We start from the raw sequence: 20,914 nt of genomic DNA, 5'->3' as shown, positions 1-20,914 counted from the left end.
ATGGAACTCGCGGCCGCCGGCCGGACCACGCAACGACGAGCGGTCGCCGGTTACGTGGCGGGCTGTCCGCCCATTGGAGAGACGACAGGATCCAGCATGACCGTTTACGGCCCAAGCCTTCGCCTCGCGCTACTGCTTCAACACCTGACGACCGACCAGTTCAAGCCACTTCCGGTGGGTGTTGGTCGAAAGACGGTCAACTTGGCGGAAGAAGCAGGATTGGTTGAGGTCAGCGATCGGTCAGCGGCACCCAGGTGTCGCCTCACGGATGCTGGTCTTGCGCATAGAAGAGCGAACCCCTACCGCTTCGACGGATAGAGCGCGCCAATAGCTGGAAGACAATGCGCGAGGTCGCGGCTTGCGCGGTTGGCGAAACAGTCTTTCGGTCTCATCGTAAGCCGTCTTAAGATGATCGCGATCAACGCGGCTCGCCTTGGATGATCTCTCGACGGACAAGCCTTGGCCCGTGAGGCGGCGAGAAGCGTCATCATGTTGCGCATTGGCCGCACTCGCTAGGGAAATACCGTGGCAAGGTAAAAGGGTTGCTTTCTCGGGGCCTTGCCGGTGCTACGTGTGCATGCACGTGTCGTGATTCGCCGACATCGAGCTTAGGGAATGGGTTTGAATATGAAAGCATTTGCGGGTCGCGTCTTGCTGTTCGCCGTGGCGGCTGTCAACATTTCGCTTTCGCCATTATTGGCCCACGCGGATGAAAAGATCTTCGACGAATTGCGCTTTGGTGCCTCGGCGTCGATCCAGGACGGCCACAGCCACGAAGATGGCGTCTTCCCCGAAGTCACGGTCTTCTTCGACCCGTTTGATCAAGATACGGCGAAGAACTGGAAGCAGACGCTCGCTCGTCCGCGCCTGAACCTCGGCACCTCGATCGGCACGTCAGGCGAAGCGACGCAGATCTTCGGCGGTCTCGCCTGGACGGTCAATTTCAACGAGAAGGTCTTCGCCGAAGCCGGTTTCGGTGGCGTCTGGCACAATGGCGATCTCGATAACAGCGCCGATGGTCCCGATCTCGGCTGTCGTTTCCTCTTCCACGAATATGTCGGCGCCGGTTATCGCTTCGACGCGCACTGGAATGTCATGGCGCAAGTCGCCCATTCCTCGCACGCCAATCTCTGCGACGGACCGAACAACGGCATGACGCGCGCTGGCGTACAGATCGGTTACAAATTCTAAACGCCGATGGTGCTCGGCCCCGCTCGCCGTGCGAGCGGTTCATGCCGCGCGCCGTTTGGACGTGTGCGATTGTCGTTGTCGTGAGAGCCAATACGCTCATGGACGATTTGCGATTATCACCACTACCAAACGCGCGGACTGACGAGCATCCGACGGCGGTTGGACCCGCGGGTTGCTCGCTCGGCCCGCATCAGCTCCTCGCGGAGAAGAGCGCGTCGCCGTTGCAGGGTCTGGTGCCTACTCCTTTCGGCTGGGGTGTAAATCTTGGGCGCTTGTGATTTACCTGATCGAGAACTGAACGGTTCCTGTCATGCCAAAGGCCCGCCAACACCCCGGCGGGCTTTTTTCCTGTTGATATTAATCTCCCGCTAACCACGCGCGGCGTGCGTGCTCGACCGCCTACGTGGCCGGTGCTGAATGTTGCTTGCGCCGCACACCCCTCAATGCTTGCGACGCGAGAGATCCGGTGAGTGGACCCACGAGGACAATGACCGGATCTCAATCCCCTCTCGCGGTTTCCTCCGTCGCGAATGATAGGCGCCGGGCGCCGCTCGTGTTCCGTTGCGCGCCTCGTTTGTGGATGACCACGCTCCGGCACGCTGAAAGGCCCGAACGATATCGGATAATTGACTCGTCATATTGTGCATGGATTTTGCTATTTTGTCGCATCGGGGGCTCTGGCGGTGTCACGCTGCGGGGAAGCGGTGCGCTTATGCGAAGTTGGCCTCCGAATATCTGCTCCGATCGCCCAGGTAGCGCGCATCGCGGCGCGTACATACCGGAGCATTGCTTGGACGCATCCTTGTAGTCATCATACGATGGACACGCAGGGCGCCCACACACTTCATTGATATCATGGAATTTTTCCCGAGGAAGGGAACCTTATGGTTGATCGTTCGTCTACCGATGGGGCCACTCCTATGCTTGTCCTCGTGGCTCTCTTCCCCAATTAGCCCCTGGCCTATGCCGGGGGATTTTTTTAGCGTCGTTTCGAACGCTCTGTTGGAGGGGTATCCGCTCGAAAACTCATCTGGTCGCACCGCGGAGGGGACTGAATGGTGAAGAAGGAAATCGACGAGCAGGTCGAGAATTCATGGCGCGGATCGGCGTGAACCGATGTCAGGCCGCGGACAAACCATTTCTACAGCAGCAATTTCTTCAAAAACGGCGATCGAGAACGACTTGAAACCTAGAAAATCACATATTAGATTTTCGACATTGATCACAACTTGGCGCAGCGATGGAGGATGTTATGAGCCCCGTTGATGTTCTGTGGGCAAACCCTGTGACGATCAGGCTGACAAATGGCCTCGAGAGGTCGTTCAGCAGCATTTCGGATGCCCTGGATTTCCTGGAGTCCGAATGGCCATCTAGGTGTGGCGCATATCACGATGCAGCAGTTGTTACCTGCCGTAACGCGCTAAAGAAAATGACGCCTCCGACCGTGGCGCGTGAGTACTTTTCCGCCGCCTGCCTTGAGGCAGGCTTCGGACCGAAGACAGGTACGCGCGTGGGGCATGCAGCGACAGGTAGTTTCCATGCAAAGGCTCACAGTTCGCATCCGTGATCTGTTGGCGTCGTAAAAGTCTGGCGCAGGGCTAAGCTGCTTTGGGAATTGGATGCGCGCACGTCCAATTCCCTTGCATCAACCGTGTGTTGTCGGTGCGGAGAAGCTCGGGAAGGGTTTCCGGGCTTCTTTTTCCCGACGGATGTAGTCGCTCAGACCGCACCATGGTCCTGCACCTCGTGCAGCCCCTTATACAAGGCATGGCGCAGCTGTCCGTCCCTCGTCAAGGACAACGCGGATGCACCAGCCTTTTTGATAAGATGACCACCGCGCCCCTCGCCGGTACATTGGACAGGCAATCAGAGGTCACTTTGCTATGGCACTCGAAAACTCAACAATCAGAGACCATATCCAGCGAACGCTGGACACCATGAATCGCCTTGATACGTCTGCCGACATAAGCCTACGACATCAGTTCTCCCAGATGGTGGGAGATCGATATGAGGCGCTTATCGGCCTCAGCGTGGTCGAGTTGCGGCAGTTGGCTGCCACAAGGTAAAGCAAGCAATAGACGGCGATCAGATCGCCTTCTGGATGTCGGCCATATCGTCGGGCAGGATGTGCATGCCAGCCGCGTGGGCGGCATCGACGAACGCAGCGCGGGCAGCGGCGGATCGGCGGCGCCATCACCATGGCGTCGATCGATCTCTCCAGCGCGCTATGAAATCCCGGCTTTGTCTTATCCGGCTGTTCCGATGTCAAGTAGCTGATCATCTCCTCGACGGTCTCGGCGGGAGCATACTGCCCAACGCGGCGGATCTCGACTTCGAGCGGCTCGATCGGGGTAAGGGAAAAGCTGGCCATGACGCGTTACCTTCGACTGACAGGTGATGCGCATCAACTGACCCCGAAGTGATTCGTTTCGCGTCAAATCAATGGTTTGCAGATATTGGCTTGAAAGCCTAGTCGGCGGCTATATGTAACCACTTGCTCTTCGAAGAATGGTTGTCACCTATCTTCTCTCAGTTTTCGGACAGCGCACCCAAAGGGAGCGATGAATGTCTGGACTGACCCACTTTTCCAAAATGTCGATAGCGCAGCGCGAGCTCTATATTGAGACGTTGGCCAGGAGACTTCGTGTCTCTGCCTCAATCGCCAAACGTGATGGCGATGAGCTGTGGTGGATGCTGGATGAACTCGCGGACCAGCTAGACACGAACTATCTGGGTATGGCTGAGGACTATTCGGCAGCTGCCAATGATGTGATCGAAAAAGCGACACTATTACTCGCAAAGTTTGAGTGGGACCTTCTGAACGGTACGATTCATTAAATCCATGGAACCAGTGGGCGCGATCGAAGTTGTCCGGAGCCGCGTCAACAGCCTTTCCGTTGCGGCTAATCTGGATACTCTTTGACCCCGGCTAAGAACGCGCCGCAACTACATTAGCGATTTGCGCTGCAACGAGGAACTGTTTGCGAACGCGAAGCCCAGCAAGAAAATCATCGGACCCGGGAACGTTCCCTTCGATCACGTGTCTTAGCGACAGCCGCGTTTGCCCCCCGATTCGCGCGCGGCTACCCTCGCTCCAGTTAACCCCGCTTTGTGCGGGGTTTCTTTTATCACCGACACAGGCTCAATCTTGCTCTCGCTAGCAGATCGGCTACCATGGCCTGGTCGCTTGGGAGTGCCCTGACACGCTTGAGTGACAGGCGAAGGGCTCGTTGCCCCCTAAAACTCGAAGCCCTTCGCCTCCGGCAGTGGGACGTTTGCCTGCGCCTGGCCCTTGATCTCGGCCGCGGCGCTCTTCCTGTCACTTGGACTGTAGCCACTCGCGAAGACCGGGAGTAATGCGGCAGCGGTTAGCGTCAGCCAGTTTTGCTTCATAATCCGCGATCTGCTGTTCCATGCGGTCATTGTCGGATTGTTCCGCGCTGAGAGCGGCTTCGGCGCGCTTCCGATACTCGTCAAGGGCCTGAGCGCCTTTGGGACGAAGATCGCGCTCCTTGTTGGGCTGAGCTTGCAGGGCGTCGTATCCGTAGGCTGAAACCATGGTGGCTTTGGTGATGCGCACCTGCTCGGCCGCATACGATTCGACCTTGCCCGGCGACTTTAACCGTCCGTTGCAGATCGCGAAATACAGGATGTTTCATGGCAAGGAAGCAGTAACTGCTGCTTGCCAACGCGCCGCGGCAAAATTACAACCGTGAGAATTGAAGTGTGTGAGACCTGCCTCTGTGGATCCTACCGTTAGAGTGTCTGTACCAGCGCCTGCGAAGACGTCGACACCACTACCTGGTCACACGCGGCTCGTATCGCGGGGGCTACCCCACCCCTTGATATGTGCTTTTCCCGATGAACCATGGCGCCAGGCAATCTGCGTCACGAGATTCGGCAATGATGGCCCTTAGGCAAGTGCTCGCCGATCCTAGTCACCGCTTCTTTCTCTTTTTCTTAACGGGTTCATCGCTGAGTTCGATCCAGACGGGAGCATGGTCGCTGGTGTGTTCCCAGCCGCGCACATGCTTATCTACCTCCGCCTTCGCCAATCTCTCGGCCGCCTCCGAACTCAGCAGCAAATGATCTATCCGAAGCCCGGCATCGCGGGCATACGCGTTCCTGAAATAATCCCAGAACGTATAGATGCGTTTGTCTGGATGCAGATGACGAAGGGCGTCCGTCCACCCTTGGCCGAGGAGGTTCTTGTACCCCTCCCGCACCTCGATGCGGAAAAGGGCATCGTCTGTCCAGCGCTGCGGCTTGTAGACGTCTAGCTCGGTCGGCATGACGTTGTAGTCCCCGGCGAGCACGACCGGCACTTCGAGTTGCAGCAGCTCGGCCGCGTAATCTTGGAGACGCTTGAACCAGCGAAGCTTGTAGTCAAACTTCGCGCTTGGATAAGGATTGCCGTTTGGAAGGTATAGGCCACCAATGACGATCCCATCGACGATCGCCTCGATATAGCGGCTTTGCTCGTCCTCCGGTTCGCCCGGAAGCCCCATCCTTGTGAGGTGAGGTTCCAGTCCCTTGGCGAGGATCGCGACGCCGTTCCACGCTTTTTGGCCTTGCCAGACCGCGCCGTAGCCGGCTGCCTCGATTGCCTTGATTGGAAACTTCTCCCGCGGCGCCTTCAACTCCTGCAGGCAGCAGACGTCCGGCTCGGCCTCTCCCAGCCATCTCAGGAGGATCTCGAGCCGGCCGTTTATGCCGTTTACGTTATAGGTCGCGAGCTTCACCGGCTAATGTCGGATTTCCGCTTCGACTTTCTTTCGGGAATTTCCAGCGTTCTTCACGGCCTTCTTGACCGTTTCCTTCGATACGCCTTGCTTCTTTGCTTCGTACTTGACTTCGTGATCCTGAGCGCCGGCGACTTTCGCACGGTCCTGGGAGCGGCCTCTCGATGTGGTTGTCATGACAGCCTCCTAAGTTTCGACATCGAGAAAACGGGCATGGAATCAGGAAGTTCCACCGCCTAGGTCGAAAGTCACTCCCAGCATGCCGCGGCCATTGTCGCGCGCCGGGCAGGCGAGCCCCCGAGGAAAGCAAGGCGTGGTTTCCTGAGCCTCGGGCCCGGGATACGCCACAGTTGCGAAACGCTTCGGAACTGGCGCTGAGTTGCGCTTGTCCGGAGCCGAAGCAAAATGTTGCTGGTCGGCGCGAGTAAAAATTCATCCTTCAAGGAACGAGGAAACCGATCGCTGACCTAGCGCGGAGGATTGGTCGAGCATGGCTCGCGTCCAGTGGGGACACGAAGCCCAATCAGACGGGCGCCCAAGCACGCCCGCGAAGCGACAACAGTTCGAATTGCACGCTCTCCCCACGAAGCGATTGGAAACCATGCGGTCGCGCGAAAGGCGTCGAAACTCGATTTTCTAATCTCATGTTCCGATTTTCGACCGGTCCACCGAATCCGGGATTGACACGGCGACAATCATGGATAATTTATATCCACGATTGCGAGATGCAACATGAAACTGAGCGAAGGCGTTGAACAGGCCATTCATTGCACGGCATTCCTGGCGGGGTTGTCCGAGGAGGGCGTGCTATCGGCGGCGGCACTGGCCGAGCTCCACGGCATCTCGACAAGCTATCTGCTCAAGCACCTGCAGGCGCTGTCCGGCGCCGGCATAGTCGCGACCACACCTGGACCGAAGGGTGGCTATCGACTGGCCAAGGCGCCAAAGGACATCAGCCTGCTCGACATCGTCCTCGCGGTCGAGGGGCCGGCGCCCGCCTTCCGGTGCGCCGAAATCCGCCAGCGGGGGCCGAACCCTCTGCCGCGGCGCTACTTCACCAAGCCCTGCCAGATCAACGCCGCGATGCTGAAGGCCGAGAAGGCCTATCGCGCGGAACTCGCCAAGGTGTCCGTCGCGGACCTTCTTGCGGATCTCGGCGCGGACGACGACGGCGGTATCGCCGCGCGCGGATGCGCCTTCCTTGAACTCCACGAACGCAAGACGGGCAATCGCGCCTCGTCATAGGAGAAAGCACCATGACCAAGATGAAGAAGGTCGTCGTCATCGGCGGCACGGGCCTGATTGGCTCGAAGGCGGTGAAGCTGCTGCGGGACGCCGGCCATGAGGCCGTCGTCGCGAGCTCCCGTAATGGCATCAACGCCTACACGGGAGAAGGACTGGCCGATATGCTCGCGGGCGCCGACGCCGTCATCGATGTTTCGAACATGATGTCGTTCGACAAGGACGTGATAACCGACTTCTTCGGGACGTCGAGCCGCAACCTAACGAGCGCGGAAAAGGCCGCCGGCGTGCGCCAACACGTCGTCCTTTCCATTGTAAACGCCGAGAAGCTCGCGGCCAATCCATACATGGCCGGCAAGTTGGCGCAGGAAGAGACCGTCGCGGCGTCCGGCCAAGGGTACACCATCGTCCGGGCAACGCAGTTCCACGAGTTCCTCGAGACCCTGGCTGGCGCTTATACGGCCGACGGCGCGGTGAAAGTTCCTGATATCGACTTCCAGCCGATCGCGGCCAGCGACGTCGCCGCCGCACTGGTGGAAATCGCATTAGGTGACCCGAAGAACGGAACGGTCGACGTTGCCGGACCTGAACGGGCGCCCTTCGGGTCCTTTATTCAGGCGTATCTCGATGCGAAGGGCGACGGCAGGCCGGTGACCGCGGACGCCGGGGTTGACTACTTCGGAGCCCCTGTCGCCAGAGGCTCACCGGTTCCCGGTGGAGAGTACAGTGAAGGCCGGATCACCATTGCTGAATGGCTGAAGGCTTAAGAGGAGCGCACGATCATGAAGACCATTCTCCATGCTGCCGCGGCACTCGCGGCCTCCCTTGCCCCGGCGTCCGGTCATGATATCGCAAAGCCCGGACTCGCGTACGACACGAAGGACGCCAAGGTGACGCTCGTCTACGAGCACCCCCTGGACGACGTTCCCGGCAAGAGCATCAAGGGTGTCCTCGTCGAGTATGGACCAGGAGGCTACAGCTCCGCCCATACGCATGCGAAGTCCGCGCTGATCTACGCCACCGTGCTCGAGGGAGCGATCCAGAGCGCCGTGAACGGTGGCGAAACGAAGACCTTTAGCGCCGGCCAGAACTTCACCGAGCTGCCGGGCGACCAGCACGACGTCAGCGCCAATGCCAGCAAGACCGAACCGGCGAAGCTGCTCGCCGTCTTCGTCGTCGATACCGACGACACCGTCCTGACGACGCCGCGCAAGCCGTAGAGCGTCCTCCGAAAACCATTCGCTAAACCACAGATCACCTGACGACGGTTCTCCGGCGAACGGAAAACCGCGTCCTCAACAAAGGAGAACGAACATGTCCCGCATGAACTGGTCCGAGGTCGCGCCCGATGGTGCCAAGGCGCTCTATGCAGTCCACCATTACGTCACCGCCAAGACGAACCGGCCGGACGAGCTGATCCACTTGGTCTTCCTGCGCGTGTCGCAGATCAACGGCTGCGCCCACTGCATCGACATGCACAGCCGCGATCTGCGCAAGACGATGTCCGTCGACAAGATCACACTGGTTCCGGTGTGGGACGAGGTGCCTCACCTGTTCAACGACCAGGAACGCGCCGCGCTCGCCTGGGCGGAGGAAGTGACCAACGTGAGACAGACCCATGCGTCGGACGAGGCTTATGCCGCTGCCGCTGCAGCTTTCGAACCGAAGGATCTGGTCGATCTGACGATCACCATCGCCGCGATGAACGCCTTCAACCGACTTGGTGCGCCGTTCCGTCTTCCGGTGGCGGCAAAGGTTTGAACAGGCCCGGAACACTCGAGAAGGAGGTAGCCTGCCGCCTCCCCGCAAATGTCCGGCAGGCTGCGCCAACTACAGCGGCGACGAGACCATCCGCGTCGCCATCTCCCAAAGACGGAGAGCGTTCTCCGGATCGACCGCGTATCTTGCCACGCCCTTCAACGGCCCGGCTCCGCGCTCGTCGACGACAGGGGATTCCTGGCAGTCGTCGAAATACCTGCCGGACATTCCCTCGACCAGAGGCGATCCCGCAAGTAACACCGACGTGGCCGCACCCTGCTCTCTTGTTTTGCGCAGATGCTCGGGCGTTCTAAGCCCCCCGGTGTGTTTCTGAAGTCCAGTCGCAATCGCTCCGGGGTTGAGAGCATTGGACGTGATACCGTCGCATGCCCAATTCCACGCTATCCCCACGGACATCAGAATGCAGGCCGTCTTTGACTGCCCATAGGCTAACAGAGGATCGTATGGAATGAAGCGGAAGTCCGGATCGTCGAAGAACACCGGCGCAAATAGGTTGCCAGTTGAGGCGACGGATACGACGCGGGCGCCGTTCGCGCTGGCCAGATGCTTCCGCAGGCCGAGTGCGAGCGCGAAGTGGCCTACGTAGTTCGTGGCGAACTGCATCTCTCGTCCCTCCGCCGTTCTCCGCAGTTCCGGAATGGCCATCACGCCCGCGTTGTTGACGAGGACGTGCAGAGGCTCGTTCCAGCTCCTTGTGAATTCCCTCACGGAAGAAAGATCGGAGAGGTCGAGCCGGCGAACGCGCAGCCGAGCCCGAGGTGTTGTTCGCATCAACTCGGCGACAGCTCTCTCGGCCTCCTCCGGACAGCGGGCCGCGATGGTCACGGCCGCGCCCGCGGCGACCAGGGCGCGGCTCGTTTCCAGACCGATGCCGCCAGCCCCTCCGGTCACGATGATATTGCGGTCTGCAAGATCCACGCCTTCCAGAACGTCGGCGGCGGTTGACGAAAACCCAAACGGGATGGATGAAGTCATGGTCGTGCTCCTTAAGACATTCGACTTGCCGGGAAGATAAGCGCGTGGCATTCGTGAACTAGATGACCAACGGCACACGCAATGATGAGATAATTCGTACAGTTGGTTCGCTTCCGCCGGGCGAGCTGGCGGCCTTTCTCGCCGTGGCCGAACATGGCGGGTTTCGTGCCGCGTCGAGGACGCTCGGCCAGACGGCGTCCGCGTTGAGCCACGCGGTCGCTGGACTAGAGAGGCGTCTCAAGGTGAAGCTCTTCCACAGGTCCACCCGAAACGTTTCGCTGACGGAGCCGGGCCGTAGACTTGCCGAGCGGCTCATGCCAGCACTCGCGGAGATCGGTCTGGCCGTCGAGGAACTGCACGAACAAGCTACCTCGCTGTCGGGGCTCGTGCGGATAAACTGCGACGCCAACGCCGCCGAGCAAGTCCTCATGCCACTGCTGACGCGCTTCATGAAGCTTCAGCCGGAGATGCGATTTGAAATCCGGTCGGAGGGAAGAATGGTCGACATCGCCGAGGGCGGATTCGACTGTGGCGTGCGGGCGGCTGAGCTCGTCCCGGACGATATGGTCGCGATCCCGATCGGTCCGGATCAGCAGCACATCGTGGTGGCGTCGCCCGCCTATCTCGCCAGCGCGCCGCCCATCGATAGCCCTTCGGATCTCGCTCTGCATCAGTGTATCCAGCTTCGCATGGCGGGCGGGTCGATCTATCGCTGGGAGTTTCAGCGCCGCGGCGAGGACGTTGTCATGGCCACGAGCGGCAAGCTAATCGTCGACCACTCCAGACTTCTGCTGGCCGCGGCACTCGACGACGGCGGGCTAGCATATGTGACGCGGTGGATGGCGGCGGACGCACTCGCCGACGGAAGCCTTCGGCAGGTACTTGACGACTGCACCCCACCTTATCCTGGCCTTTGCCTGTACTACCCGCGGCATCGCCACCTCGGTTTGGGCATGCGAGCCTTCCTCGACTTCCTGAGAGCCGAAGGATCGAGCCGTCGGACGCCCTGACGCCGGCCGGCGCCGCGTCAGTTCCTCGACATGCAAGCTGTGCGCGCCCTATCCCGACGTTCACTCAGGATCGCGTACCCCGGTACCCGCGAGCGGTGTCGATGGACTATCGACGGTATCCGGCATTCCGACCGGTGGCTTTCGAGGTAGTGGCCGCTGGCTCGACGAACCGAGGGGAACGCCATGCCCGCGGTCCTCGCCACCCAAGACCTCGAACACCCCCCTCCCCGTGTCCGGGAGACGATCATGCGCATGGCCGGAAGTGGCTTGGCCATATCTCATCACCTGGATGTTTCTAGAGCCGATCGTACGAAACGAAGGCTCCAGGCCGGGTACAGAAGAACTCGCCGAGACGCTCGGCACGGTCATGATGATCACCTGCATGAAAATACAGAGTAAGCGGATTAATGAAGCGAGACGTTAACGCCCGCTCGAAGCGGCGGGCTTGCTAAACTAAGAAGCCTCAAGCAGATTCCATTGATGATCGATACCGATGTACGATCCTCTTCTAAGGCTGCTGAAGGAAATGGTGCTTGAAACAGGCGTGACCCTCAGCCTCAACCAGGTCGGGCCGCCCCATGTCGGTCCGGGCGCGGCCAGGACATCATCGTCAACGCTCTGTACCGCTTAAGAATGAGAGATCGAACTGCCGGGCAACAGGTTCATGTTGTTGAATTGTTATAGGGTTCAGGGCCGCGGATGGTGGACAGGGAAGAGGAAAGAGAGCGTGAGCTTGGCCGCAAGAAGTTGATGTTGCGGATGCCGGCCTTCCGAGATCAGCTCCGCCACGCTTCGGGTGAACGCATGGAAGCGCTCTTCCTGGCCTACGAGAGGGCCTCCGTTCATCAGGATAGGATTCGATCTCAAAAACACGCTCCCGCGCAGTGGACAGCTTATTACGAAGAGGTTTTGGGGGAGATAGAGGAAAGCGTTGGAAGATTTCTGAGCGACCAAAAATGACGGGACTTCAGCTAGGTCCACGGAACGGAGCGCCGTTACGCACGTTGACCGACAGGTTGCGCGATGGTTCACGCAGAGCCATCCTCAGCACAGCGGCCGAAGGTGGGGAGCTTCCAGCGAGGTTCTCCCCACCGAAGCATTTAGCGAAGGCGAAAGATATGCGGAAACAGAGGTTTAGGGTCAGCACTTCCGTTACAGTTGACGCCGAGACGCCCCAAGCAGCGGCGCAACGAGCATTAGAGCTGTTTTCGAAATCTCCGCCTGAACGGTTCGACGTCTTTGATGAGAGTGGATCGACATTCCACATCACCCGTGACCATCCGCAAAGGTCTGTTGACACTATCGAGAAGGAGGTCGTTCAGTATCCGGAGTTCATGGAGAATGACGCCCCTCCCGGTGCGGGCGGCTAACTCGATAGGGCCGATGGCCTTTTCTCGGTCCTTGCAAGGCAGGACAAGAACGTCGAGCGAACAGAACCAGGTCCGCCCCGGGAAGCGCGTCGGAACTAATTGCGCTCATCCGTGTTCTTCCCCGCCGAGACGGTCTCCTTACAGCAGCTTCCTCGGCAGTGGAGAGCCGCGAGGCTCTGCGCTCCTGGCTCTCCACACCCATGCTTTCATCTACTCCGTTTAACGCTTCGACCGCGCTGCTGGCTTTGCCGACTTTGCCCTGTCGTGGTTAAAGGGTGGGGAGCCTTCCCGGGGGTCCCCACCGCTGTTCGGGGCGTACCAATAGGGGACGACGCGGTGAGTAGTGCCAAGCGCACCGAGCAACCTTCTGGTTTAGACGCTTCATCAAGCGCGTCGCGAGCTCGAACGAAGCACCTTTAAGACTTCCCCCTCCATTTCAGCGCTGACGAGCCAGGTCTCATCAGCGGTTACGGAAATCTCGTATCGGTGCAGGTCATCACCTGCATTCGCTTTTCAGCAGTGAACGCCAAGACCTACCGTTTGTTGCTTTAAATACTGCCGCTACGAGGAACAGAACGACGTGCTCGATGTTTAAGGATATCGTCATGGAGAGTTAGACGCATTACATGGCGATAGGGTGAAGAGCTGGTTCCCCTCAAAGCGATCGGCTCTTCGCCGCTTATCATTCCGAAACCTCGCCAACGCGGTCGAAGGGTCAGAAAATGGCTACGAACAGTCGAAATCACACTGCGATTTACGTGGGTGGCTTGCTACTCACTGGCTTTATCATTGCTGCCGGGGCACTCTTTTCTGGACATCTGCAGCCAAGTCCAGCGACCCGAACCGTCATGATGCAGCGATGAGCAATCGAAATGGTTGTCCCGCTATCTCACTGCCGGCAAATTTCGTGGCGGCGTGAATTTGGCCCCGCCGAGATAATCTCCCAACGTCTTGCTCGGCAAGTGGAGAGCCAAAAGGTCTCAACGCTCAGTGGTTCTCCACACCACATTTGAAAGAGATAATGGACTGATCCGTCTCCAGTCCGGCTGTGGGGCGTTCTCGTTTACGTCCACCCAGTAGCTGGAGCGGAGAAGCACTCCGTTGCAAACGAACGAGCCGGACCCACGCATTTTTGTATGCGTCGGAGCGAAAATCTGTTTACGGCGCGCACGTGACAACGATTCTTTTGTGTCGTATTGTTATAGTCGCTGTCTGCTGGGCGAAATCGTTTTTCCGCGATGTTGCTGATATCGGTCGCGACGTAACCGCTGCCCTACCTGGTGGCGGATATCTCATCGGTGATGCCGATCTGTCTCGCGAAGAATATGAGATTACCGCGCCGAGGCTGCTCGAGATCTGCGACCGATATTGCCTTCGCGATCACCTCGTTCGCGAGATCGCGAAAATCGGCCGGTTCTATTTCAAAGAGACGGGTCGCCCCGGGTGCCGTCCCCCCGTGGAACGCTAGATGGTTGCAAGTAAGGGAAGATGCGTCACCAGGCGCGGCCATTGATACTTGCGTGGATTGCGCTATCTTCAACATGCTATTCGAAGGATGGTTGTCACCTCTCTTCTCGGTCAGTTTTCGGACAGCGCACCCCCAGGGAGCGAACCGATGTCTGGAATCAGCCAGTTTTCACAAATGTCCATCGAACAACGCGAATTGCACCTTGAAACGCTAGCAAAAAGGCTGCACTTATTGGCGTCCATTGCTCAGCATGACGGGGACAAGCTATGGACCATGCTCGAGGAATTTGCCAACCAGCTTGACCTGAATCAATTAGCTATCGCGGAGGACTACTCACCATCCTCGAGCGCTGTCGTTGAAGAGGCCACACTGCTTCTCGCCAAATTTGAACTGGACATTCCTAACGCCACGCTTCACTGATTCTTAAGAACCTTTGCTACCTGTCGGGGTGCATTGGCCTGTTCTCTAGATCGGCTAACATAGGTTGTCGCTCGAGAGTTCCAAGCTCGAGGGACAGGCGAAGCGGATTCTCCCAAAGCACTTCGCCATCAACTTTCTCGTATCCCAACGAGTGTAGCGAATATGACCGACATCGACCACGTCGCCCATGGTTGGACCTTACTCGCCTTGCGAAGACCCGAAATTATTTTGCAGCGCTTTTTAAGCGTCGCCAATCGATTGGCGATGGCCTGAGACCCAAAGCTCCCTCCAAATCTTGGTAGAGTCCGTCATTCTGAGGAGGCGGACAGCATGAAACATTCACGGTTCACGGTTCACGGTTCACGGATCAGCAGATCATCGGGATATTGAAAGAGCAGGAGAACGGCCCTAGGACGGGCGCAAGCACGGGATATCCGACGCGCCTTTCTACAAATACAAGGCGAAGTTCGGTGGCATGGAGATTTCCGATGCCCGCAAGCTGAAGGCTTTGGAAGACGAGACCGCCAAGCTGAAGAAGCTGCTGGCCAGGCGGCGGCCATGGCGCGGCGCTGAGTTGACAGGGAACATTCTGGCGCGCGGGGAGTTTCATCGACAGCCGCGTTTATACCCCATGCCCGCGCGGCTACCCTCTCTCCAATTCACCCCGCCTCGCGCGGGGTTTCTTTTTAGCCGTCGCGGTTGACGATTTCGATGGCGTCGTTTCGCTCGGCGTGATCGTGCACTTTATTGCCGGCGAGATGATGTGGATCGGGCCTATCAGTAACGCGAAGGGTTGCATATATAATCGAGGGTTACCTCATTCCGCGCTGGATCTCGCATGACGCCGTCGGCACCATGACGGAGCGCTTGTATGTTCGCCCGCCCGCCGGCAGCCTGAGACCGGTCGTGGACCGCGGGATGGAGTGACGCTCGCGGGCGGCGTCATGGAGCCACCGCTTGGTGAAGAGCGGGTCGAGCCTTTTTGGAAAAGAGAGACCTCGATCTCAAGCCCCCGACGCCGCGGCACCGGCGGCCACAACGCGACGGCTCTCTCTTACTCGATGGCGGAAGACGGTCGGCAACCCCATGGCCCAAGGTTAACCGTGCCGAGGATGGCAAGTGAAGAGACCACGACCTGGACGAATTTCCATGAAGGCCGCTTATTAGGCTGGATCTCCACGGATGTATCCGATGACCTTGAGACATTCTCGTGGAGCACCACGTTTCTAAAAAGACGCCTGTGATCCGCGCTTGCTTCGTCATGGACCAGGGCCTGCCGACCGTCGTACGTTGTTACATCGCAGCTTCCGAGGTGCGCCGCGGGAGGTGCTCCACGACCGAATGAAGACCGCTGTTGTCGGCGAGGGTCAAACGCAGGACATTATCCACAGCCCTTCCCTCATTGACGTGGTTCGCGATTATGGATTTCATCCCAACGCGTGCAAAGCCTCCGAGCCAGGGCAAAAGGCAAGGTCGAACGGCCTTTTCGGCATGTTCGCGAGGATCTCGTTGGTGGCAACCTCGACGACATGAACGCCCAGTTCTGGCACTAGCTCGACACCGTCGCCAATCCAAGCAAGCACGCGATGACCGGCTTACGGGTTCCTCATCCGTCTTTTAGCCAGCACCTTTCATCTCTCGGAGGGGCTGCCCCACAAAAGAGGTCAGAGAAGTGGTCGACTTGCACCGATATCCCTCATGGCATGCTTGACCGATGACACCCGATCGACTAGATGCGCCACCGTCCACTTCCTGGGACATGCGGCAAAGAAAGAATTCGGCCTCGCGAGGAGGTCGAATTCTTGTCACCAATAACTTCGACAGCGACCGCACGAATAAATTGCTTCTGATTGCCGAGCGATACGCATGAGGCGCCTTGGCGTCTCACACGATCGACCGCCGAGGCTTGCGTTCACTTCCATCCCCCGGGTAACGCGTAATGGGCAAGCACTCACCAGCGGGAATCCCGAGACACGTTTGGTGGGCGAAACGAAAAAATAGCAAACGAGCACCAGTAGGCCTGGCTTGCTAGCGAAGGGCGTGGGGTGGGAGACCCGAGTGTCAAGGTCTCCACCAAACCGCTCGGCCGGTGGGCTCGTGACGTGCGTAGCAGATAGTGATGACGGTGAAGGATGTCCCGGCGACGAGGATCGCCACTATCATCAGCGCTTTCACTTTAGCCGCTTTGGACCGAACAGACCCAAGGAAAAAGCCCCGCCATTCATGACGGGGCCTCGTCATCAACTTCAAAGCCGTCTATCGGATGTAAAGCTGGAACACCGACCGCGGATAATAATATCCGTCACTATGTCGACGATAGCCCTTGCGGTACTCGCGATAGCCTCTGTGGCCGTTCCAGTAGCCCCTTCGGTCGTATCGGCGCTCGTAGCGATCTCGAGGGTGATGGTCGCGTCGCCAGTCACGCCGGTGATCGTCGCGATACTGGACAAGTTCCATCCCCGATGTCACTTGCGTGTGGCGAGCCGAGAGCGGGGCGGCCGAAGCTAAGCCGAAGCTAGATGCGGCCATGACAACCGCAACCAAGGCAGTGCCGATACGCGAAATTTTTCTATCCATGGTTATGCCTTTCCACTGGTAATGTTAGGACCATGGACCTTGCGTCATGAACGGAACATGAACCATTACTGGGCGGGACCGCCGGATCAGGGCGACGTGTCATCGCGCCGAGCCTTCCGATCGCGATGTTAGCCATCAAGGACGAGCATCATATTCGTCAAACGTGTTCTCTTGCGGGTCCGCCTATTCGACGACGACACCCGTCAATTTCGCCCGGCCGCTAATAGCCGTTGCCGTTGGAATTTCCGGGCCTAACGGAACATTTCGACGTACCGAATGTTTCGCCGCCGTCGAGATAGTCTCAACACTTCCCGACACGTGGAGGGCCTCGAGCCCCTGTAACTCTCCCGGCTCTCCACACCCCTCGCCTTCAATTTATCTGCGGCGACACTCCGGTGATCGCAAACCCCGCGATGAAAATGGCGGACATGTTGATGAGGCGCATCGCCGATGATGTTGGAACTCACTCGCCGCTGACAATTCGCGGTCAGGGAATTGGAGCGGGTAGCCGGCGCTTCACCGTTTGATGAAATTCGGGGACCAGCGGCATGGTGCGTTTCATTGGCTCCAAAATCCACGCTTTAATAGCGAAAGCCATCGGGTATTCGAAAAGTCCTTGAAGCGGAGTGAGACAGTGCTAGGATCAATCCGTCCGCTGCTCCGGGCAGCACCCCTGACCCCGCTTGAAGCGGGGTTCTTTTTTTCAAAGCACGAGGATCTCCCGCCGCGTCGCCACCGCGGGCGGTGGTCATTCGCGAAATTGAATTGAGAGCGAGCGCTCAAGCGATCGGCGGGCAAGACCGCCAAGTTCAATCGGGAGCGGCTCGGATGGAATTGATTTTGATGCCCATGAGCTATCAACGTGGCTCTCCTCGGGTGATCAGCTTGAACTTGCGGTTCATTGTGATGGAGGCGGTCCTGACGCCACCTTGTTTTCTTTCGGATGGTCTGAGAACCGGAATCGTAAATGCTCCTCATTGCGACCGCTTAAACAAGTGACGTGCGGCCAACGTGGTTCCTTTGGCCGCTAATCGCGGCGGGTCCCATCATCTTGCCTGTACCGCCCGAGGGCGTCTTGGAAATCAAGTGGTCGGTGAGCAGATTTCCCCTTGAGCGTGGAACAACGTGACCGAGCCGTTGTTATGCCGCTGTCAATCACGCAAAATCCTGAGGAGGAAACACAATGCGTATGAAGATGATCGCCGCGGCAATCCTCGTGGCTGGCATGTCAACGGCGGCTTTCGCTCAGTCCAACCCAGCGCCGGCTGGATCGACGATGGACAAGAACCACGGTGATACCGGTGGCGGCGCCAACACTGACATGAAGAAACCAAAAGCAGTCGATAAGACGTCCACTGGAAGCACAATGAAGATGGACAAAACGAAGTGCGCCAATCCGGCGAGCAGCGCTGGAACCGGCAAACTTCAAACCCAGGGTGGCAAGAGCAACGCCACGCCAGAAGACGAAGCTTGCGCGGCCCACAATAACTGAGCCGCCGCCGTCGAAAAAGCCGTCATCGTAAAGATGGCGGCTTTCCAATTCGCGCTTCAGCCGTTTCCACAGTTAGCCCCCGCGAAAAGGATGACGAACTCCGTACTTGGGACTTCTTGTGCGACCCATCCATGATGGCGCGTTAAAATCTCTCGCGCATCCGGCCATAGGCATCGCGTAAATCGTCCAACGTTTTGTCGTACCGCGAACGTTTCGGCAAGGACTTCGCGCCAGCGACCGTGAAGGCGACGGTGCCCACGATGGCGGCGATCGCGATCAGTGTTGAGAGAGGGTGAAGCTTGACCGTCGCTTCCGTCTGGCGGGCAACGTGGCGAGCGCCGCTCTTCATTGTGCCAGCGAGATTGAAAACCTGTTCATGCAACGCTTCCACCTGCCGCCGGAGTTGTCCAATCTCGTCTTTAGCGTCGAAACCTGGCTCAATCGGAACCCCAACTTCGGCCGTGCTCGTGTCGACTATGCCGCGAGGTACGGGTTCACCAATCTTAGCCGCGTGGTCGGTAAGGGTTCGGTGTTCTTTCTTGATTGGCATGATGTTGCTCCCTGCGAGCGGTTGGCCGGCGCTTCCAATGACGGATTACGTCGCTGGGCTCGCTTTTGTTCCATTCGCTCTGCGCGCATGGGACGTGCATGGTGCCTTCGAGCGGAGAGTGGCGAAGTGATGGGTTGGTGGAAGGCCCACGTGTAGCAATCGCTTGGCGAGCAGTTTTCGGCGATCGGATTAGTGACGAGTTCGAAGGTAGCCGTTGGAGAGGCTGCTGCGAGATATGGTGCCTTGGCCTGATCGAGCTGGCGCGGCGGGTAAGACGGACGATCACGCTTGATGATCGATACTTCGTCCAGCTTTTGCCAGGGGCGGCCACAGGGCTACTTCCCCTTGGCTAACGGCCGCGGCGGTGCCGTTGTCGCCGCTTTCCCTGGCTCATGCCGGAATAGCGATTAACGGGAGCGTGTCTTCGGCATCTTGCTCTACCCACTGTTGCATTGTCGCTACAGACATTCGCCTCGAAATACCTTAGGTTTAGCGCAGTGTTTAGTAGGGGAAGCGTCATGAAGAAGTTCCTTGTCGCGGCCATGCTCGTTCTTGCCTCGGGCACCACGGCTTTCGCGGCGGATTTGGTTGAGCAGCCTGTCGCAACCGCCCCAGCCTTCACTTGGAGCGGTCCTTATTTCGGTATCGACGGCGGTGCCGGTTGGTTGAACGGTGATTTCTCCGCCGGCGGGCTATCGGATTCGGAAGACTTTAACGGCGGCATGTTCGGCGGGTTCGTCGGCTACAACTGGCAGCTCGACAATAGCATCGTCTTGGGCGTCGAGGGCAATGTTGAATACAACTGGAACGACAAGGACTTCCTGGGCGCCAATGTCGGGAGCGATTGGTCTGGCGCCGTGCGTGCCCGTGTTGGCTATGCATTTGATAATGCGCTGATTTATGGCGCCGCTGGGTGGACCGCGACGCGTGGATTCGTGGACGTTCCTGGCTTTGACAAGGAAACGAAGACATTCAACGGTTACACCGTCGGCGCGGGTTTGGACTACGCGTTCACGAACAACGTCTTTGGCCGCGTGGAGTATCGGTACAATGACTACGGCAGCAAGGATCTGCTTGGTTTCGATGTCGATGCCGATCAGCATGTGGTCAAGATAGGCCTCGGCGTGAAGTTCTAAAACTCCCATGGCGACATAAAGCCCCGCTCCCGCGGGGCTTTTTGTTCGCGGCTCGTAAATTCAAGGGTGCCGTCGTGGTGGCGCCAGTCTTTCTTTCCGATGACGCGACATCGCCTTGTCATGCGCCGGTCGCGGGGCTCCCTCCCAGCATCCACCAATTTGTTGGGAACCAATGCGGATTGGCTTGGAACTTCACAGGTCACCAAGCATGGTGAGCGCGTTCTCGATCGCCGCTCCCGAGGCCGTGTTGTCGAACACGCACCAGCCGTCCGACGCCACCATGCCCGAGAATGACCTAATCTCGTTCGCTGTATAGTTGGAATAGTAGGTTTTTGGCTTGCCGTGCAGGCGCAAGTATCTCGGCGCCCCTTCGAATTCCCCCGCCTCCCAGACCAGGGCGGGATCGGCGAAAACCCGATCAACCGCATAGGCCTTCAATAGCTCCAGTGCCTCGGCCGCGGCCCAACTCTTGTGCCTGGCCTCGATGACGATCGGCCCGTCACAGCAATCCCGGATTGCCTGGAACGCGCTATCAAGAACACCAGCATCAAACGGCAGCGATGGCGGCAGTTGGCAAAGGAGCGGCCCGCGTTTTTCCCCGAGCGGCGCGATATCCTCAAGAAAGGTCCTGAACGGCTTGGCGACGTCTTTCATCGCGTGGGTGTGGGTGATCGTCTTGGGCATCTTGACCGCGAACCTGAAGCGGGCCGGAACGGCGGCGGCCCATCGCGCGAAGGTCGATTTCCTGTGCCTGCGATGGAAGGTTGAGTTGATCTCGACACCGTTGAAGACCGAGGCATATCGAGTGAGATTGCTTCCTTCCGTTTCGAAGCTGCCAGCGACATTTTTGGGAATGGACCAGCCCGCTGTGGCGATGATCGGCAAATCGTGCTCCTCTCTAGCTCGCAATCACCAGACTGAAACGACGAGGATGATTTCAAGGTTCCGCAATCCACCCAGGT

At 58.6% G+C, this 20,914-nt stretch carries 20 protein-coding genes and 1 pseudogene; 13 read left to right on the top strand and 8 right to left on the bottom strand.

Features of this window, described 5'->3' with window-relative positions; translation table 11 throughout:
• Positions 1 to 627 precede the first annotated feature (627 nt).
• Positions 628 to 1,191 carry an acyloxyacyl hydrolase gene (locus ACVTFQ_RS26290; RefSeq protein WP_470424227.1) on the top strand — a complete coding sequence of 188 codons (564 nt, stop codon included), beginning with the start codon at positions 628 to 630 and terminating at the stop codon, positions 1,189 to 1,191.
• A 1,240-nt stretch (positions 1,192 to 2,431) separates the two neighbouring features.
• On the top strand, positions 2,432 to 2,758 hold the full coding sequence (locus ACVTFQ_RS26285; protein ID WP_470424226.1) for a DUF982 domain-containing protein: 327 nt from the start codon (positions 2,432 to 2,434) through the stop codon (positions 2,756 to 2,758).
• A 411-nt stretch (positions 2,759 to 3,169) separates the two neighbouring features.
• On the opposite strand, the gene ACVTFQ_RS26280 is transcribed toward ACVTFQ_RS26285, so the two are convergent.
• Positions 3,170 to 3,562: a hypothetical protein gene (locus tag ACVTFQ_RS26280; protein WP_470424225.1), complete on the bottom strand. Its 393-nt coding sequence runs from the start codon at positions 3,560 to 3,562 to the stop codon at positions 3,170 to 3,172.
• A gap of 194 nt (positions 3,563 to 3,756) precedes the next feature.
• Between ACVTFQ_RS26280 and ACVTFQ_RS26275 the strand changes: the two genes are divergently transcribed.
• Complete coding sequence (locus ACVTFQ_RS26275) at positions 3,757 to 4,029, top strand: hypothetical protein (protein ID WP_111563958.1); 273 nt, start codon at positions 3,757 to 3,759, stop codon at positions 4,027 to 4,029.
• 481 nt (positions 4,030 to 4,510) lie between these two features.
• Here the strand turns inward: ACVTFQ_RS26275 and ACVTFQ_RS26270 are convergent, their stop codons facing one another.
• From ACVTFQ_RS26270 to ACVTFQ_RS26260, 3 genes are all read right to left on the bottom strand, one after another.
• Positions 4,511 to 4,771, bottom strand: coding sequence for a hypothetical protein (locus ACVTFQ_RS26270; protein WP_146618524.1), 261 nt, complete (start codon positions 4,769 to 4,771; stop codon positions 4,511 to 4,513).
• 358 nt (positions 4,772 to 5,129) lie between these two features.
• The gene (xth, locus tag ACVTFQ_RS26265; protein ID WP_111563956.1) at positions 5,130 to 5,933 is read right to left on the bottom strand and encodes an exodeoxyribonuclease III; all 804 of its coding nucleotides are present in this window, start codon (positions 5,931 to 5,933) and stop codon (positions 5,130 to 5,132) included.
• Between the two features lie 3 nt (positions 5,934 to 5,936).
• Complete coding sequence (locus ACVTFQ_RS26260) at positions 5,937 to 6,110, bottom strand: DUF3606 domain-containing protein (protein WP_111563955.1); 174 nt, start codon at positions 6,108 to 6,110, stop codon at positions 5,937 to 5,939.
• A gap of 555 nt (positions 6,111 to 6,665) precedes the next feature.
• Here ACVTFQ_RS26260 and ACVTFQ_RS26255 point away from each other — a divergent pair.
• The 4 genes from ACVTFQ_RS26255 (at position 6,666) to ACVTFQ_RS26240 (ending at position 8,936) form a co-directional block, all read left to right on the top strand.
• On the top strand, positions 6,666 to 7,178 hold the full coding sequence (locus ACVTFQ_RS26255) for an RrF2 family transcriptional regulator (protein ID WP_111563954.1): 513 nt from the start codon (positions 6,666 to 6,668) through the stop codon (positions 7,176 to 7,178).
• Positions 7,179 to 7,189: 11 nt separating this feature from the next.
• Entirely contained in the window at positions 7,190 to 7,942 is a 753-nt protein-coding gene (locus ACVTFQ_RS26250) for an SDR family oxidoreductase (RefSeq protein WP_470424224.1), read from the top strand.
• A gap of 15 nt (positions 7,943 to 7,957) precedes the next feature.
• Positions 7,958 to 8,395 (top strand): cupin domain-containing protein, encoded by a 438-nt coding sequence (locus ACVTFQ_RS26245; RefSeq protein WP_111563952.1) that lies wholly within the window; start codon positions 7,958 to 7,960, stop codon positions 8,393 to 8,395.
• Between the two features lie 94 nt (positions 8,396 to 8,489).
• The gene (locus tag ACVTFQ_RS26240; protein WP_111563951.1) at positions 8,490 to 8,936 is read left to right on the top strand and encodes a carboxymuconolactone decarboxylase family protein; all 447 of its coding nucleotides are present in this window, start codon (positions 8,490 to 8,492) and stop codon (positions 8,934 to 8,936) included.
• Between the two features lie 69 nt (positions 8,937 to 9,005).
• Here the strand turns inward: ACVTFQ_RS26240 and ACVTFQ_RS26235 are convergent, their stop codons facing one another.
• On the bottom strand, positions 9,006 to 9,929 hold the full coding sequence (locus ACVTFQ_RS26235) for an SDR family NAD(P)-dependent oxidoreductase (protein ID WP_111563950.1): 924 nt from the start codon (positions 9,927 to 9,929) through the stop codon (positions 9,006 to 9,008).
• 62 nt (positions 9,930 to 9,991) lie between these two features.
• Here ACVTFQ_RS26235 and ACVTFQ_RS26230 point away from each other — a divergent pair, with 62 nt between their 5' ends.
• The 4 genes and pseudogenes from ACVTFQ_RS26230 to ACVTFQ_RS26215 all read left to right on the top strand — a co-directional run.
• A complete protein-coding gene (locus ACVTFQ_RS26230) occupies positions 9,992 to 10,939 on the top strand; it encodes a LysR family transcriptional regulator (protein ID WP_112436015.1) in 948 nt (315 codons plus the stop codon).
• Between the two features lie 699 nt (positions 10,940 to 11,638).
• On the top strand, positions 11,639 to 11,899 hold the full coding sequence (locus ACVTFQ_RS26225) for a hypothetical protein (RefSeq protein ID WP_470424223.1): 261 nt from the start codon (positions 11,639 to 11,641) through the stop codon (positions 11,897 to 11,899).
• Positions 11,900 to 13,924: 2,025 nt separating this feature from the next.
• Complete coding sequence (locus tag ACVTFQ_RS26220) at positions 13,925 to 14,197, top strand: hypothetical protein (protein ID WP_111563946.1); 273 nt, start codon at positions 13,925 to 13,927, stop codon at positions 14,195 to 14,197.
• Between the two features lie 374 nt (positions 14,198 to 14,571).
• Positions 14,572 to 14,744, top strand: a pseudogene (locus ACVTFQ_RS26215) (transposase); the annotation flags it as partial.
• Between the two features lie 1,709 nt (positions 14,745 to 16,453).
• On the opposite strand, the gene ACVTFQ_RS26210 reads toward ACVTFQ_RS26215, so the two are convergent.
• On the bottom strand, positions 16,454 to 16,774 hold the full coding sequence (locus tag ACVTFQ_RS26210; RefSeq protein WP_146618523.1) for a hypothetical protein: 321 nt from the start codon (positions 16,772 to 16,774) through the stop codon (positions 16,454 to 16,456).
• A gap of 1,183 nt (positions 16,775 to 17,957) precedes the next feature.
• Here ACVTFQ_RS26210 and ACVTFQ_RS26205 point away from each other — a divergent pair.
• The gene (locus ACVTFQ_RS26205) at positions 17,958 to 18,266 is read left to right on the top strand and encodes a hypothetical protein (RefSeq protein WP_112436019.1); all 309 of its coding nucleotides are present in this window, start codon (positions 17,958 to 17,960) and stop codon (positions 18,264 to 18,266) included.
• A 142-nt stretch (positions 18,267 to 18,408) separates the two neighbouring features.
• On the opposite strand, the gene ACVTFQ_RS26200 is transcribed toward ACVTFQ_RS26205, so the two are convergent.
• The gene (locus tag ACVTFQ_RS26200) at positions 18,409 to 18,816 is read right to left on the bottom strand and encodes a hypothetical protein (protein WP_111563943.1); all 408 of its coding nucleotides are present in this window, start codon (positions 18,814 to 18,816) and stop codon (positions 18,409 to 18,411) included.
• A gap of 518 nt (positions 18,817 to 19,334) precedes the next feature.
• Here ACVTFQ_RS26200 and ACVTFQ_RS26195 point away from each other — a divergent pair.
• Positions 19,335 to 19,952, top strand: coding sequence for an outer membrane protein (locus ACVTFQ_RS26195; protein WP_111563942.1), 618 nt, complete (start codon positions 19,335 to 19,337; stop codon positions 19,950 to 19,952).
• Positions 19,953 to 20,144: 192 nt separating this feature from the next.
• Here the strand turns inward: ACVTFQ_RS26195 and ACVTFQ_RS26190 are convergent, their stop codons facing one another.
• Complete coding sequence (locus tag ACVTFQ_RS26190) at positions 20,145 to 20,837, bottom strand: DUF72 domain-containing protein (RefSeq protein WP_470424222.1); 693 nt, start codon at positions 20,835 to 20,837, stop codon at positions 20,145 to 20,147.
• Positions 20,838 to 20,914: the final 77 nt, after the last annotated feature.

It is taken from the genome of Rhizobium sp. O111 (assembly GCF_055616315.1).
The sequence above is the reverse complement of the archived record's forward strand: the minus strand, read 5'-3'. Positions and strand labels throughout refer to the sequence as shown.